We start from the raw sequence: 16223 nt of genomic DNA, 5'->3' as shown, positions 1-16223 counted from the left end.
AGATGTGGAAAACGATTGTAAGAAGATTTCTAATCATGATTCCTCAATTGTTCGTATTGAGTGTGATCATCTTCGTCTTAGCAAAATTTATGCCTGGTGATCCGTTTACAGGATTAATTACACCTCAAACCGATCCTGCTCGTATCGCCGAGTTAACCGAAAAAGCAGGATTAAATGATCCGTGGCATATTCAGTATATGAGATGGATAGGAAATGCCTTCCAAGGGGATTTTGGTCTTAGTTATACGTTTAAACGCGATGTTGCAGATTTAATTGGGGAACGTGCACTAAATACGTTTTGGTTATCGTTATTGAGTGTGTTTTTACTCTATTTAATCGCTATCCCTTTAGGTATTTTAGCAGGAAGATATCAGAACTCTCGTCTAGATAAAACAATTGTAATGTATAGTTTCGTTACATATGCAATTCCTACATTTGTTTTAGGATTAATCTTCCTATTCTTGTTTGGTTACAAATTGGAATGGTTCCCTACAAGCGGGAGTGTAGATGTTAAGTATGATCCGGGTACGGTTAGTTATTTCTGGAATAAATTCTATCATATTTTACTGCCATCCATTACTTATGCAATCTTGGGAACTACAGGGATTATTCAATATTTGCGTTCTGAAATTATCGATGCAAAAGCAATGGATTATGTGCGAACTGCACGAAGTAAAGGGATTCCTATGAGAAAAGTATATTCAAAACATATTTTCCGTAATTCTTTACTTCCGATTGCCGCGTTTTTAGGATTTACGATAACAGGATTATTGGGTGGCTCGATTTTTATTGAAACGATTTTTGGTTACCCTGGTATGGGACAGTTATTTGTAAGTTCAATTTCTTCACGTGATTATAGTGTGATTACAGCACTAGTTATGTTATTTGGATTCTTAGCTCTTTTAGGTAGTCTATTATCCGACATTATTATGAGTATTGTTGACCCTCGCATTAGGATTGAATAGACAAAACTAAAAAAAGTTAAGGAGGATCCAAAATGGCAAAGAAAAATAAAAATACTGGAAACAACAACTATTTAAACTCTCCTCCTACTGGAATGCAGGTAGTTTTTCGAGAGTTTATGAAAGATAAATTAGCGATGTTCTCACTAATCATGTTAGTGATCGTGATTCTAGGTATCTTTTTATGGGCATGGCTAGGGATAGATCAACAACAGTTACTGCGTGTTAGCTTAAGAGATAAGTTTGGAGAACCGGGTGAGAAATTTTTACTGGGTGCTGACGAAGGCGGTAAGGATATCATTGGGCAATTAATTGTCGGTGCAAGAAACTCAATGACAATTGCAATTGCTATTACCCTGATTACAGGTATATTTGGTGTTGCAGTAGGTTTGATTTGCGGTTACTTTGGCGGATGGATCGATAATCTATTTATGCGGATTATTGACTTCTTCATTACCATCCCACAATTAATGTTAATTATTGTGTTTATCACAGTCGTTCCAAAATATTCAGTATGGGCATTTATTTTAATTATGAGTCTCTTTTTGTGGACAGGAACAGCGCGTCTTGTTCGTTCCAAGGCCCTATCAGAAAGTAGACGAGATTATGTACAGGCTTCTAAAACACTCGGTACAAATGATTTTGTCATTATCGTCCGAGAAATACTGCCGAATTTAAGTTCAATCATCATTGTTGAAATGACGTTAAACTTTGCAGGAAATGTTGGGATAGAAACAGGTCTATCTTACTTGGGATTCGGATTGCCGCTCTCAACCCCTTCATTAGGAACTTTGGTGGCGAGTGCGAATAATCCGCTTGTATTGCAACAGTACTGGTGGGTATGGCTGCCTGCAGCATTATTCATCTTGTTGATGATGTTAGGCATCAACTATGTGGGGCAAGCATTAAGAAGAGCAGCGGACTCACGTCAACGGTTAGGGTAAGGGAACAAGTTTCGGTTTATAATATCTGAAAATTCCATGTTTTTAAATTATTGATGCGAAACAGGGGTACCACCATATTTACAATATGAAAGTAAATATGTTTTATTATAAATAAATCTTATCGGTACAAATAAGAAAAAGGGAGGAAAAGAAATGAAGAAAACTAAGTGGTCATTACTAGCATTGCTATTATCCGTATTACTAGTTCTTGCAGCATGTAGTGGTGGAGATGAAGAACCAACAACTGAAGAACCAGAAGAAACATCGACAGAAGAGACAACTGATGGGGAAACACCAGCTGAGAATTCAGGTGATCTATTTGAAGTTGCAGTAACAAACGAAGGCGAAGCAATCGAGGGTGGAACACTTCAAGTTGCAATGGTAAAAGATGAGCCTTTCCAAGGAATCTTCAACTGGGAGCTTTATGAAGATGCTTATGATGCAGACTTAATGGAGTGGATGTCAAACTCTCTATTTGATGTTGATGCAAACTTTATGATTACTGATGAAGGGATCGCATCTCTAGAGGTTGACCAAGAAAACAATAAAGCAACTGTTAAAATTCGCGAAGGTGTAAAATGGTCTGACGGTGAACCGTTAACAATCGAAGACGTCATTTTACCTTACCATATTATTGGCCACAAAGATTACACTGGTGTACGTTATGATACTCAATTCCAAAACATCATTGGAGCTGAAGAGTACCATGCAGGTACTGCAGAAACAATTTCAGGTCTTAAACAAATTGATGATTTAACATTGGAAATTAGCTTTAAACAATTATCGCCATCTATTTTCTACGGTGGTGATGGACTATGGACTTACGCTGCTCCAGCTCATCAAATCGCTGATATTCCAGTAGGTGAATTAGTCGAGTCTGATGCAGTTCGTAAAAACCCTGTAACATTAGGGGCATTCAAGATTGATAAAATTGTACCAGGTGAATCCGTATCTTTCGTGAAAAACGAAAATTATTGGGAAGGTGCACCAAAACTTGACGGAGTTATAGTTAAAGTGGTTCCAACAAGCTCAATCTCAGTAGCAATTGAATCAGGCGATTATGATTTAATCCAATACTTCAATGCAACAAAAATGGCAGAAATTAAAGACCTTGAAAACATTTCAATTTTAGGTCGTCCAGAGCTTTACTATTCTTACCTTGGTTTCAAAGTAGGTAAATTCGATACAGTAGAAGGTAAAGTAGTTACCGATCTGGAAGGCTCAAAAATGGGTAACCTACAATTGCGCCAAGCAATGGGGTATGCTTTAGATATCGAACAAGTATCTGAAGTATTCTATGAAAACTTGCGTGAACGTGCAAATTCTTTAATTCCACCAGTATTTGAAGCATTCTATGATGCTGAATTAACTGGATACACTTATGATCCAGAAAAAGCAATCGCTTTATTGGATGAAGCAGGTTATGAAGATGTTGATGGCGACGGATTCCGTGAAGATCCAAACGGTCAACCGTTGGAAATTAAATTAGCTTCTATGGCAAGTGATGCAACGCAAGAAGAGATTATCTCATTCTACCTGCAAAACTGGGCTGATGTTGGCTTAAATGTTACATTATCTACTGGTCGTTTAATCGAATTCAACGCATTCTATGAAATGGTAGAAGCAGATGACCCAGAAATCGATATCTTCATGGGTGCTTGGGGAACTGGTACAAACCCATCTCCATCAGGGTTATATGGTGAAGTGGATGCATTTAACTTCAGCCGTTATACTTCAGAAGAATTACAATCTGCTATAACAGCAATCGACTCTCCTGAAGCATTTGACACTGAGTTCCGTGCTGAGCAGTTCAAAATCTTCCAACAACATATCGAAGAAGTTGCAACAACTATTCCGATGCAATTCCGTTATGAAATCTTTCCAGTTAACAAACGTGTGAAAAACTTCAGTGTTGACTATGCAGATGAAACTGAATTACATGAAATCGAATTAGTTGCTGAAGAACCAGTGGCTAACTAATTGCAACAATAGGGTGAATCCGGAGTATAAACTCTCTGGATTCATCTTTTTTATCGTGTGAAATAAGTATTTCCATTAAAAAACGAGCTGTTCCGTTTAGAAACAACTCGAAAAAATTAATAATCTTTATCTGTAAAGAAAATAGCAATTGTGCCTGGACCTGCATGCGCCCCGATACTTGAACCAACCGTTGTGATTTCAAAGGATTTGGGATGTAATTTCTCTTCGATTAAATTTTGTACCTCTTTGGCAAATTCTAAATCATCTCCATGGCTAATTCCGACTTTCTTGTTGGAGAAATCGCCGCCACGTTCTGACATAAGGTCGATTATACGATTAATCGCCTTTTTACGGCCTCGAATTTTTTCAAGTGGAATCAATTTTCCGTCCTCTACATGTAGAATCGGTTTGATGCTCAGCAGCCCGCCGATGAAAGCACTCGATTTTGAAAGCCTACCTCCTGCTGCTAAGTAGCTTAAGTTTTCAACTGTAAAGAGGTGAATCATATGCTCAGCCATATGAGTGATTTTTTGAGCTGTTTCGTCACATGACAGCCCCTGTTCCCGTAGTTGAACGGCTTCTTGTACAAGGATGCCGAGTCCAAATGAAACACACTTGGTATCAATAATTTTTAGTTTGAAATTTGGGTAATTTTCGCGTACTTGAGATGCAATCATCATGGCAGTGCTATATGTACCCGATAAATTCGAAGATAAGGCAATATAAATACCTTCTTCATTATTTTTTGCAAGAGCTTCGAACTTATTCAAGAAAAGCTCTGGCGACACTTGTGAAGTTTTAGGAACTACACCTTCTCGCATTGCATCATAAACAACTTTCGGGTCAATATCCAAAATATCGTTGTACACCTGATTGTTTAAATCCACTCGCAGCGTTAAAAGCTCTACATTATTCTCAGTGTAAAATTCTTTAGGCAAGTCACAACCGCTATCTGCAAAAATTTTCATATCCATACCCCCTTTGAACATTTATTTTTTTAAATTCTTCATTAATTTTGTTCGAGAAAAAAGAAAAACTTTTTCTATATTTACAATTTTAGTCTTTCGATCAGGAACTTGGCAATGCCATCTTCGTTATTGCTTAAAGTTATTTCGTTCGCAATATTTTTCAGCTCATCAATTCCATTTGACATTGCTACGCCAAGTCCTGCATATTCAAGCATTTCTAAATCGTTATCCTCGTCTCCAAAAGCAATGATTCGATCGCGCGGGATATTCAGATCTTTTGCAATATGAGAAATTCCAACAGCTTTATTTAATCCTTTTTTTACGATTTCAACGATATGGAATGGAGCGCCCCAACGTCGATGTTCGATTAGTTCGGCGTGCACGCTTTCTAAATGGTCACGTATTATTGGTACATTTGCTTCTTCTGCATGGATTAGTAAACTTGTTGGATCTTCATTTAAACTGCCTCTTAGGTTTCCAATTGTCACGCGAGGGTCGCCCATATTGAAAATATCCATCATGCGATTATCCTCATTATGGATAAATACATCGTCCAGCACTTCAGCAATTAAATTCTCATATTGATATTTATCTACTGAGTCCACAACATCATGAACGACACTGAGATCAATTGGAGAATGGATCATCTTCCATGCATTATTCGTAGGATGGTGAACAAGGGCACCGTTAAAGTTAACAATTGGGGTAGTTAACATCAGTTCATTATAATACAGCTGGCTGGCACGGAATGGTCGGCCAGTAGCAATCATGACTTGATGTCCTGCTTCTCTTGCTTTGAATAAAGTCATTTTTGTTTTGTCGGATATTTTTTTCTCATCCGTTAATAAAGTGCCATCTAAATCTAATACAATTAAATGTTGTTTCATGAAGGAAATCTCCTTTCTGTCTGTTTAAATTTTATCCTTTTGGATATATTTAGTCAAAATTTGAAAATCTGATTTCTATATTTAGCAAAAGTTTTTCACCAATGATATGATTGTTATCGATAGTTTTTTCTATCATGGACAAAAATATTTGCCTTAGAAAAACTATTCAGGAAATAAAATAGATGTTACGAACCAATTTAGGGGTGAAAGAAAATGTATGTTCAAGATGATATGTGGAAAGGGATACCTTTATTACATGTTTATGATAATTCAATGAATAAACAAACGCCTGTGGTCATTTTTCTTCATGGCTTTCAAAGTGCAAAAGAGCATAATTTACATTACGCCTATCAATTAGTACAAAATGGTGTACGTGTCATCATGCCAGATGCCCATTTGCATGGAGTACGCAGCGAAAACCTTTCTGGAGTGGACATGAATATGCGCTTTTGGGAGATTGTCGTAAATTCTATTCATGAAGTGAATACAATCTATGAAGAACTAAAAGCACGCGGATATAGTGATTCTAGTATTGGTATAGCTGGCTCATCTATGGGTGGAATTGTTGCAGCAGGCTGTTTAAATTCTTATGATTGGATAAATGCTGCTGCAATATGTATGGGAGCTCCTGGGTATGTAGAGTTAGCTAATTGGCAGCTGAATCAATTTGAAGCATCAGGAATTAAATTACCATTCGATGAAAAGCAAAAAGAGGAAATCCTAAATCATTTAGCAGAATATGATATAACAAAAAATCCGAAACGATTCAACCAACGACCTGTGATTTTTTGGCATGGGCATAAAGATGGGACTGTACCATTCAAAAATACATATCATTTTTATTCACAAATGCGTTCACACTATGAGCAATCACCTGAAAAATTAGTTTTCATTGAATCAAAAACTTCGGGACATAAAGTTCCGCGCAGTGGTGTACTTGCTGTCACATCGTTTCTTTCACAACATTTGGCATAAGGATATTCATTTGCTATGATAAGATTATCACTATAGAGAGAGGGGAAATGAAGAAAATGGCAATTAGCGAAGATATGAAAGAAAGCATGTTAGGTGCTTTAGAAAATGTAATTGATCCTGAGCTGGGCATTGATATCGTCAACTTAGGTTTAGTATATGATGTAGATTTAGATGAAGAGGGTTTAGCTACTGTAACAATGACACTAACATCTATGGGGTGCCCGCTTGGTCCAGTTATCGTAGATCAAGTAAACACTGCATTAGGTGAGCTGCCAGAAGTGAAAAAAGTAGATGTCAACATCGTTTGGCAGCCAACATGGTCGAAAGACATGATGTCACGTTATGCAAAAATGGCATTAGGAATTCGATAAAACATAATAAACGAGCAACATTGAATAATTTGCTCTTTAAACTGTAGACAAACTAAATCCGGTTTGCCTGCAGTTTTTTTAATATCAATCAAAATACATACTAAAAATTGGCTGCATGAAATTAATATGATTACCTTGCACAAATAAGGGAAGTAAAAAAATAGGTTTGTTTGTTTGAAAATCACTTGTAAACTGGAGGTTTTTAATATGAAAGCTGTTACTTTCCAAGGTGCTAAAGATATGCAGGTAAAAGAGGTAGCCGATCCCAAGATTGAAAAAAGTGACGATATAATTATCCGAGTGACGTCCACAGCCATTTGCGGATCAGACCTACACATCTACCAAGGAGCCCTTCCGGCATCAAAAGACTATGTTGTTGGTCATGAACCAATGGGGATTGTTGAAGAAGTCGGTCCCAATGTAGAGAAAGTAAAAAAAGGAGACCGCGTAGTACTGCCATTTAATATCTCTTGTGGTCACTGTCATTATTGCGAGAATGATATGGAAAGTCAATGTGACAACTCAAATCCGAATCCACATGTCGATACAGGCGGATATTTCGGATTTACAGAACGCTACGGAGGTTATCAAGGTGGACAAGCCGAATTGCTTCGCGTACCCTTCGGTAACTTTGTGCCATTTGTTATTCCTAAATCCGTAGAACTTGAAGATGAGTCCTTGCTCTTTATGTCGGACGTACTCCCAACTGCCTACTGGAGTGTAGAAAGTGGGGGCGTAAAAAAAGGAGATACAGTAGTTGTCTTGGGCTGTGGTCCAATCGGTTTAATGACCCAGAAATTTGCCTGGATGAAAGGTGCAAAACGTGTGATTGCAGTTGATAATGTACCATATCGCTTAAATCATGCGAAGAAAATGAATAATGTTGAAATTATCAACTTCGATGATCACGAGGATACAGGGGACTATATTGCCGAGATAACAAAAGGCGGGGCAGATGTGGTAATTGATTGCGTAGGGATGGATGGTAAAAAGAATCCCCTGGAAGTGGTTGAACAAAAATTAAAACTGTCAGGCGGTACAACAAGTGCGATTCGTATTGGAATGAAGGCAATTAAAAAGTTTGGTACATTACAAATTACTGGTGTGTATGGTTCTATGTACAATCACTTCCCATTAGGCAATTTGTTTGAACGAAATATTATTCTAAAGATGGGTCAAGCTCCCGTTATCCATTACATGCCAATGCTGTTTGACATGATTAAAGAGGGAAAGATCGACCCTACTGAAATCATCACTCATAAAGTTCCATTAGATCTAGCAAGTGAAGCATACAAGACATTTAATGACCACGAAGACGAGTGTATTAAAGTCGTGTTGAAACCTTAAAACTTTTCTGGTCTTTCAAAAAATTTAAGAGGCTGGGACATAACCCGAAAACACCATTTTCCTAAAGTAGGAAAATGGTGTTTTCTTGATATAGCTAAAATTGATTTCCGTTGCGGTGATTGTCATCCCCATTAAGCGATTTTCCATAAGTATTTGATAAACGAATTAGAGTATTTTGCCATGGATCACTAAATCACGAATTAAGCTTTGATTCTTTAAATTTTTATTTTGAATCCATTTTAAGTACTCAATCATTAAGGCAGGTTGGTCAGTTAAAACCAGTTCTAGAGAATGTTTGTTAAGTATTATGATTTCTGAGTTGAATAGCCTTTGCTGTATTTGAATGGAAGGTAGTTGGGCCGAACAAAGAACTTTCACCAATGATATTATTTTTTCCGCATACACGAAAGGTAAGTTCTTTACCATTTTCAGTTTCCTTACTTATTTGAATGGAACCATTTTTAATAAAGAATAAATCTCCCGCACTTTCGCCCTCATGGAAAATAAAATTCCCTTTTTCCACTTTGAGATGTATACCATGCTCTTCAAATAGTTGATAAATCCCCATTGATAATGGTTCAGTTAAGTCCATCCGTTCACATCCTTTATATAAAATCCTGCCTAGGCATCAACATCAATCGCTAAAAAGTATTTTCAATATATAATATCACATGAAACGAAGGACAATTGTAAACTCTTAGTGCCGATTTTTGCATTTCTAAAGTAGACAGATTATAATTAAAATAGTCAAAAAAGGTCAAACATATTAGGGAATGGCTCGTTCTATAAAATTGGGCGAGCCTGAATCTGTGATGATAGATGTTAGAGATAAAAAATTTGAAAGGGTGTTTAAGGATGCAATTTCAACAGCAAGACAATCGTAGTCCATTAGAACAATTTGGTCGCAATTTAATTGAAGAAGTTAAAAATGGGAAGATGGATCCTGTCATTGGTCGTGATGAAGAAATTCGTAATGTCATTCGAATCCTATCAAGGAAAACTAAAAACAATCCCATTCTTATAGGTGAACCAGGTGTTGGTAAAACGGCTATTGTTGAAGGACTGGCACAGCGAATTGTACGAAAAGATGTTCCGGAAGGGTTAAAAAATTGTATTTTATATGAACTGGATATGAGTGCTTTAATTGCTGGGGCAAGCTACCGGGGGCAATTTGAAGAACGTCTAAAAGGAGTTCTTAAAGAAGTTAAAGATTCGGAAGGCCAAATCATTTTATTTATCGACGAAATCCATACAATTGTTGGCGCGGGTAAAACAGAAGGGGCTATGGATGCAGGAAATATGCTTAAACCAATGTTGGCGCGTGGGGAGCTCCACTGTATTGGAGCGACTACTCTAGATGAATATCGTATGTATATTGAAAAAGATCCCGCCCTTGAACGTAGATTCCAGCAGGTCATTGTAAGAGAGCCATCTATTGAAGACACGGTCTCTATTTTGCGTGGCTTGAAGGAGCGCTTTGAATTACACCACGGTGTTCGAATCCATGACCGCGCTATTATTGCGGCAGCCGAGCTTTCTAATCGTTATATAACGGAACGATTCTTACCTGATAAGGCAATTGATTTAATCGATGAGGCTTGTGCCATGATTCGAACAGAAATTGATTCGATGCCACATGAGTTGGATCTTGTAACTCGCCGTGTCATGCAGCTTGAAATTGAGGAACAAGCATTAACAAAAGAAAAGGATGAAGCGAGTAAAAAACGTCTAGAAGCATTGCGTTTGGAATTGGCTTCATTAAAAGAGTCCACTGACAAGATTCGAAAACAATGGGAAGAAGAAAAGCAGGGCCTGCAAATTATTCAAAAAAAACGCGAGCAATTAGATAGCTATCGCCGAGATTTAGAAGATGCGGAAAGTAAATATGACTTAAATAAAGCAGCCGAGCTTCGTCACGGTAAAATCCCGACTTTAGAAAAGGAACTATCAACATTGGAAGAAGAGTTGACAGTCGGTTCTGATTCAAGAATACTACGAGAGGAAGTAACTGGTGATGAAATTGCGTCCATTATTTCAAGATGGACAGGCATTCCAGTTACAAAGCTTGTTGAGGGCGAAAGAGAAAAATTATTACGTTTAAAAGATACTTTACATGAACGTGTTGTTGGCCAAGATATGGCAGTAAAACTGGTCACTGAATCGGTGTGGCGTGCTCGGTCAGGAATAAAAGATCCTAATAGACCAATCGGTTCGTTTATTTTCCTGGGTCCTACTGGAGTAGGGAAGACGGAACTTGCTAAAGCATTAGCCTCACAGTTATTTGATTCAGAGGATCATTTTATTCGCATTGATATGAGTGAATATATGGAAAAGCATAGTGTATCTCGTCTTGTCGGAGCGCCTCCGGGTTATATTGGTTATGAAGAAGGCGGACAGTTAACAGAAGCAGTGCGACGAAATCCATACTCAGTAGTGTTGCTAGACGAAATCGAAAAAGCACATCCGGATGTCGCAAATATTTTACTTCAAATTTTAGATGACGGTCGAATAACGGACAGTCAAGGAAGGTTAGTGAACTTTACAAATACAGTTGTGATTATGACATCTAATATTGGTTCACATTATTTGCTTGAAACCAACACAAAACAGCAACAATCCATAGAAGATTTAGTGATGGCTGAATTGCGTACCCATTTCAAACCAGAGCTGCTAAATCGTGTTGATGACATTATTATGTTCCATGCATTAAGTAAAGAACACTTCCATGCAATTGCCTGGAAATATGTTGGTCATTTACAGGAACGTGTAGCACAGCAAGAGATTGAGCTAATAGTTAGTAAAGAGGCAGTAGATTGGATTGTTGAACACGGCATCGATCCGCAATTTGGAGCAAGACCATTAAAACGCTTTATTCAACGCAATGTAGAAACTGCTGTAGCAAAAGAGTTATTAAAAGGAGAAGTTCTCCCGGGAGAAAGTTTACATGTTACATTGGAGAATAACCAATTACTCGTGAAGAAATAGAAAACGTGTGAATAATAAAAAACTTGGGTAGCTCAATAATAATAAGAGCTGCCCAATTATATTTTAAGTTGGAAAAAATAAAAGCACTTCGATTAGAAGTGCTAAAATTCAATATTAGTGATGATCTGCTTCCGGTGTTGGTTCGTTTGGAATAATTGCACTAATGATAAATATTAAAATTGTAACAATAACGCCAAGAATTAAACTAGTTGAAACAACAAATGGTACAGCTAAAATTGAACTTACAACATAATTTAGCATTAACATTAACAGTACAGACCAAACTAAAGTCATTACATATTGCATTCATTTCACCTCTATAAAACAATTTTAAATAGTATTCCAATTTTCATCTTATTTATCATAACATATACATTCCTAAAAAAGAACTACAAACTTAAGAACAAATCGTGAATAAAAGGTTGAGGTTATTTTTTTTATGAGCTATAATTATGACCAAGTACTAAATGTTAGTAGTAAAACGGGGGGATTTAAAAATGAATGCAGGGATTATTGGATTAGGGAAATATGTTCCAGAGAAGGTCCTAACAAATTTTGATTTAGAAAAAACAATAGATACAAATGATGAATGGATTCGTACAAGAACTGGTATAGAAGAAAGAAGAATCGCTGGGGACGAAGAGAATACTTCTGATTTAGCTATCGCCGCTGCGAAAAAAGCGTTGGAAAATGCGAATATAACAGCAGATCAGGTTGGATTGATATTAGTTGCTACGGTAACGCCAGACCGTGCTTTTCCAAGTGTAGCATGTCAAATACAGGAAAATCTAGGTGCTGTTAATGCAGCAGCAATGGATGTTTCGGCAGCATGTTCAGGATTTATTTATGCACTTGCTACTGCAAAACAATTTATTGAAAGCAAGAGTTATCAATATGTCTTAGTAGTAGGTGTTGAAAAGTTATCGAAAGTGACAGACTGGAATGATCGAAACACTGCAGTATTATTCGGCGATGGTGCGTGTGCTGCGGTTGTAGGTGAAGTGAGTGAAGGTAGAGGAATCTTGTCATTTGAATTAGGTGCAGATGGAACAGGCGGTAAACACTTATTCTTAAATGATGAGCAGACAATTTCGATGAACGGACGAGAAGTGTTCAAATTTGCTGTTAGACAAATGGGTGAATCGGCAGTTTCAGTTTTGGATAAGGCTGGATTAACAAAAGAGGATGTCGATCTACTCATTCCTCATCAAGCAAATATTCGTATAATGGAAGCATCCCGTGAAAGACTTGAACTACCGGATGAAAAACTATCTAAACATATCCACAAATACGGAAATACATCATCAGCTTCTATCGGACTTGCTTTGGCAGATGAATTAGAAGATGGTAGAATCAAAGATGATGATATTCTTGTTTTAGTCGGTTTTGGTGGCGGCCTAACTTGGGGTGGAGCAGTCATTAAATGGGGTAAATAATATCTTTTAAAACCGTACATGTATACTAAAACCTAAGGGGGATTTGAAGAACTATGAAAAAAAGAGTAGTAATTACAGGAATTGGTGCTGTTACACCTCTAGGAAATACGATAGAAGAAACATGGGAAAACCTAATCGAAGGGAAATCCGGTGTTGGACCTTTAACTCGACTAGATGCTGAAAAATTCCCTGTAAAAATAGCGGCAGAAGTGAAAGATTTTGACATTGAACAATATATCGAGAAAAAAGAAGCTAGAAAAATGGACCGTTTCACTCACTATGCTTTAGCAGCTTCTATTATGGCCATGAAAGATTCGGGTTTAACAATTACAGAAGATATCGCTCCACGCGTAGGTGTTTGGATTGGCTCTGGTATTGGCGGGATGGAAACTTATGAGAACCAATATATCACATTCCAAGAACGTGGTGTACGCCGAGTTAGCCCATTCTTTGTCCCAATGATGATTCCAAATATGGCATCGGGTCAAGTTTCGATTCACTTTGGAGCTAAGGGTATTAATTCTTGTTCCGTGACTGCATGTGCATCAGGAACGAACTCAATTGGAGATGCATTTAAAGTAATTCAGCGTGGGGATGCAGATGCAATGATTACAGGTGGTGCCGAGGCACCAATCGTGAATATGGCCGTTGCTGGATTCTGTTCAAGTACAGCACTTTCCCTAAATCCGGATGCTGATATTGCATCGCGTCCATTTGATGCGAACCGAGATGGATTTGTCATTGGTGAAGGCGCGGGTATATTAGTGTTAGAAGAGTACGAATTTGCCAAAGCACGCGGCGCTAAAATCTATGCTGAAGTTGTTGGCTATGGTTCAACAGGAGATGCCCATCATATTACAGCTCCTGCTCCAGAAGGGGAAGGTGCAGCTAGAGCAATTCGTCAAGCATTAGAGGATGGTGGCGTAGATCCTACACAAGTGGGTTATATCAATGCACATGGAACTAGTACACCATATAATGATCTATTTGAAACAAAAGCTGTAAAATCAGTATTTGGCGACCATGCTTATAATCTAGGGATGAGCTCAACAAAATCAATGACTGGCCATTTACTTGGAGCAGCTGGTGGGGTAGAAGCGATCTTTACGGCATTAGCCTTAAAAGAAGGCATATTACCTCCAACTATTAATTTAACAACTCCAGATCCAGAATGTGATTTAGATTATATTCCAAATACTGCGCGTAACCAGTTTGTAGAATATGGCATGAGTAACTCACTTGGCTTTGGTGGACATAATGCAAGTTTAGTCTTAAAAAAGGTCGATTAATTGGATAAAATAGATTTTTAAATGGAAATATCGGAAGTTCGGCGAGCACCTTCGCTTTTCTTGTCTAGCTGCAGGTGCTAGCTCCTCGCGCAACTAGAATCCGTCAGCAAGGATTAGAAAACTTGGCTGATTGCAAAGGATTTTGCAATCAGCTTTTTTGCACTTATGCAGATTAGAAAAGGATTAGCCATTCTATATCTGCCAAAAAGCGTCCTTTTGTCGATTCTTCCAATTGTTGGGGCTCACAGGATGTGAGTCATGTCGACGAAGCAACAGGACGTTGCGCTTTCGTCGACGCGGAGCTGGGCGAGCACCTTCCGCTTTTCTAATAATTGTCGATAAGTTAAATGCCTTTAGCGAAAAGCTAAAGGCATTTTTGTGTTGGTAAATGAATATTTAGTTAGTAAAGGGGATGGTGGACATGTTTCGATTTATGTTGTTTTTATTTAGTTATGGCATCTGTGTCATGTCTGTAGGTAATTTACTGCTTTATTTAAATTATCGTACGCTTGGTTATTCATGGTCAGCTGTTTGGGCCTTTATCATTGGCACCCATGAGCTGTATTTAGCTATTGTGTCAATCGTTGTGCTGTTTATCTTGATTTTCGACCTAATCCCATCGCGTTTTCCATTCTTGTAATCGTTTTGGAAGCAATGGCATTCGCCTTTTCTGCACCAACATCCAGGATTTTATCTAATTCGCTTGATTCAATTAACTCGTTAAAGCGTTGTTGAATCGGTTCTAAATGCTCGATAAGACTTGTTGCAACGCCTTCTTTAAAGGCACCATAACCTAAGCCATCATATTTTTGTACAAGAGTTGGGATGTCAATGCCCGTAACCGCAGATTCGATTGTTAATAGGTTCGAAACACCAGGTTTGTTAACTTCATCAAATACTACATAACCATCTGAATCCGTTACAGCGGATTTAATTTTCTTCTCAATTTGTTTTGGTGTATCCAGGAATCGAATAGTTGCTTTTGTATTTGGATCAGATTTACTCATTTTCTTAGTAGGCTCTTGTAAAGATTTAATACGAGCGCCAGCTTTTGGTAATTGGATTTCCGGAATAACAAATACGTCACCAAAACGTTTGTTAAAGCGCTCTGCGAGATCTCGAGTTAACTCGATATGTTGTTTTTGGTCATCCCCAACTGGCACGATATTTGTGTTATATAGAAGAATATCCCCTGCCATTAATGGTGGATAAGTTAATAGACCGGCAGCTACCGATTCTTTTCCATCTGATTTATCCTTATATTGCGTCATGCGCTCTAGTTCACCGATAGTAGCTACACATTGTAGCATCCAGCCAGCTTGTGCATGGGCAGGAACTTCTGATTGAATAAATAAAGTCGCTTTTTCTGGATCAATTCCTGTAGCTAGATAAGTAGCTGCTAGTGTACGGATATTTGAGCGCAATTCCTTTGGATCCTGGGGAACTGTAATCGCATGCTGATCAACGATACAATAAATAGCATTTCCTTCATCTTGAAGTGAGGGAAATTGCATAAAAGCTCCGATATAGTTGCCTAAAGTGATAACGCCTGTTGGTTGAACACCTGAAAAAATGGTTTTCATTATAAATCCTCCTAAGTTAATATAAAATAAAAAAACATCATACGTCCTTACGTTTTCACGTAAAGGGACGAATGATGTTAAAATCCGCGGTACCACCCAGTTTGTCAAAAAATGACCACTTAGACTTCGTAACGTGAAGTAAACGTGCTTTACTACTCATTTCATAAAGCCACTCAAAAGTCCATTCCAAATGCTCCGTCTTCTGTTTGCACCAACCACAGATTCTCTTTGCACGGGAGGCAAATGTACTACTCTTTATCATTGTTTTTTCAATTCATTTAACTTTGATTCTAAAACACACCTGTAGTGCACATCAAAAAGTCATCTTAAATAATTATATAAAAAATCTTATACAAAAACAGTTTCAAAAGCAAATTTATTTTCTTTTTATTTTTGGAATGAAATTGCGCTCGTTTGGGTAATAATTGTATCGTGAAAGATAATTATTTTCTTTTCGTGAAAACCTTGTAAAATGAAGGTTTAATTAACAGAAAGT

At 37.7% G+C, this 16223-nt stretch carries 15 protein-coding genes and 1 other annotated feature; of the genes, 10 read left to right on the top strand and 5 right to left on the bottom strand.

Translation table 11 applies throughout. The features are described from left to right. Positions 1 to 2 precede the first annotated feature (2 nt). From opp4B to ACFQU5_RS06645, 3 genes are all read left to right on the top strand, one after another. A complete protein-coding gene (gene opp4B / locus ACFQU5_RS06655; RefSeq protein WP_390285985.1) occupies positions 3 to 965 on the top strand; it encodes an oligopeptide ABC transporter permease in 963 nt (320 codons plus the stop codon). Between the two features lie 32 nt (positions 966 to 997). Next, entirely contained in the window at positions 998 to 1906 is a 909-nt protein-coding gene (locus ACFQU5_RS06650) for an ABC transporter permease (protein WP_390285982.1), read from the top strand. A 153-nt stretch (positions 1907 to 2059) separates the two neighbouring features. Next, on the top strand, positions 2060 to 3886 hold the full coding sequence (locus tag ACFQU5_RS06645; protein WP_390285980.1) for an oligopeptide ABC transporter substrate-binding protein: 1827 nt from the start codon (positions 2060 to 2062) through the stop codon (positions 3884 to 3886). Positions 3887 to 4002: 116 nt separating this feature from the next. Here the strand turns inward: ACFQU5_RS06645 and ACFQU5_RS06640 are convergent, their stop codons facing one another. Beyond that, on the bottom strand, positions 4003 to 4854 hold the full coding sequence (locus tag ACFQU5_RS06640; RefSeq protein ID WP_390285978.1) for a DegV family protein: 852 nt from the start codon (positions 4852 to 4854) through the stop codon (positions 4003 to 4005). Between the two features lie 80 nt (positions 4855 to 4934). Then, positions 4935 to 5741: a Cof-type HAD-IIB family hydrolase gene (locus ACFQU5_RS06635; RefSeq protein ID WP_390285976.1), complete on the bottom strand. Its 807-nt coding sequence runs from the start codon at positions 5739 to 5741 to the stop codon at positions 4935 to 4937. 213 nt (positions 5742 to 5954) lie between these two features. Between ACFQU5_RS06635 and ACFQU5_RS06630 the strand changes: the two genes are divergently transcribed. From ACFQU5_RS06630 to ACFQU5_RS06620, 3 genes are all read left to right on the top strand, one after another. Continuing rightward, positions 5955 to 6716, top strand: coding sequence for a serine aminopeptidase domain-containing protein (locus ACFQU5_RS06630; protein WP_390285974.1), 762 nt, complete (start codon positions 5955 to 5957; stop codon positions 6714 to 6716). A gap of 56 nt (positions 6717 to 6772) precedes the next feature. Next, positions 6773 to 7087 carry a metal-sulfur cluster assembly factor gene (locus ACFQU5_RS06625; protein WP_390286546.1) on the top strand — a complete coding sequence of 105 codons (315 nt, stop codon included), beginning with the start codon at positions 6773 to 6775 and terminating at the stop codon, positions 7085 to 7087. 207 nt (positions 7088 to 7294) lie between these two features. Next, positions 7295 to 8434: a zinc-dependent alcohol dehydrogenase gene (locus ACFQU5_RS06620; protein ID WP_390285972.1), complete on the top strand. Its 1140-nt coding sequence runs from the start codon at positions 7295 to 7297 to the stop codon at positions 8432 to 8434. 298 nt (positions 8435 to 8732) lie between these two features. On the opposite strand, the gene ACFQU5_RS06615 is transcribed toward ACFQU5_RS06620, so the two are convergent. Then, positions 8733 to 9026: a Crp/Fnr family transcriptional regulator gene (locus ACFQU5_RS06615; RefSeq protein ID WP_390285970.1), complete on the bottom strand. Its 294-nt coding sequence runs from the start codon at positions 9024 to 9026 to the stop codon at positions 8733 to 8735. A 263-nt stretch (positions 9027 to 9289) separates the two neighbouring features. Here ACFQU5_RS06615 and ACFQU5_RS06610 point away from each other — a divergent pair, with 263 nt between their 5' ends. Then, entirely contained in the window at positions 9290 to 11419 is a 2130-nt protein-coding gene (locus ACFQU5_RS06610) for an ATP-dependent Clp protease ATP-binding subunit (RefSeq protein ID WP_390285968.1), read from the top strand. 114 nt (positions 11420 to 11533) lie between these two features. On the opposite strand, the gene ACFQU5_RS06605 is transcribed toward ACFQU5_RS06610, so the two are convergent. Further along, on the bottom strand, positions 11534 to 11725 hold the full coding sequence (locus ACFQU5_RS06605) for a DUF2929 family protein (protein WP_390285966.1): 192 nt from the start codon (positions 11723 to 11725) through the stop codon (positions 11534 to 11536). Between the two features lie 191 nt (positions 11726 to 11916). Here ACFQU5_RS06605 and ACFQU5_RS06600 point away from each other — a divergent pair, with 191 nt between their 5' ends. The 3 genes from ACFQU5_RS06600 to ACFQU5_RS06590 all read left to right on the top strand — a co-directional run bounded on the left by ACFQU5_RS06600 (position 11917) and on the right by ACFQU5_RS06590 (position 14784). Continuing rightward, the gene (locus ACFQU5_RS06600; protein ID WP_390285964.1) at positions 11917 to 12855 is read left to right on the top strand and encodes a beta-ketoacyl-ACP synthase III; all 939 of its coding nucleotides are present in this window, start codon (positions 11917 to 11919) and stop codon (positions 12853 to 12855) included. 53 nt (positions 12856 to 12908) lie between these two features. Continuing rightward, positions 12909 to 14144, top strand: coding sequence for a beta-ketoacyl-ACP synthase II (gene fabF, locus ACFQU5_RS06595; RefSeq protein WP_390285962.1), 1236 nt, complete (start codon positions 12909 to 12911; stop codon positions 14142 to 14144). Between the two features lie 421 nt (positions 14145 to 14565). Next, positions 14566 to 14784 carry a hypothetical protein gene (locus ACFQU5_RS06590; protein ID WP_390285960.1) on the top strand — a complete coding sequence of 73 codons (219 nt, stop codon included), beginning with the start codon at positions 14566 to 14568 and terminating at the stop codon, positions 14782 to 14784. Here the strand turns inward: ACFQU5_RS06590 and trpS are convergent. Then, positions 14738 to 15727, bottom strand: coding sequence for a tryptophan--tRNA ligase (trpS, locus tag ACFQU5_RS06585; RefSeq protein WP_390285958.1), 990 nt, complete (start codon positions 15725 to 15727; stop codon positions 14738 to 14740). The genes ACFQU5_RS06590 and trpS overlap by 47 nt on opposite strands. A gap of 60 nt (positions 15728 to 15787) precedes the next feature. Further along, positions 15788 to 15998 (bottom strand) — a binding site (T-box leader). Positions 15999 to 16223 lie beyond the last annotated feature (225 nt).

The sequence above is a fragment of the Ureibacillus sp. GCM10028918 genome, from assembly GCF_042666115.1.
In the GTDB taxonomy this organism is placed as follows: domain Bacteria; phylum Bacillota; class Bacilli; order Bacillales_A; family Planococcaceae; genus Ureibacillus.
This window is presented reverse-complemented; position numbering and strand designations above follow the sequence as displayed.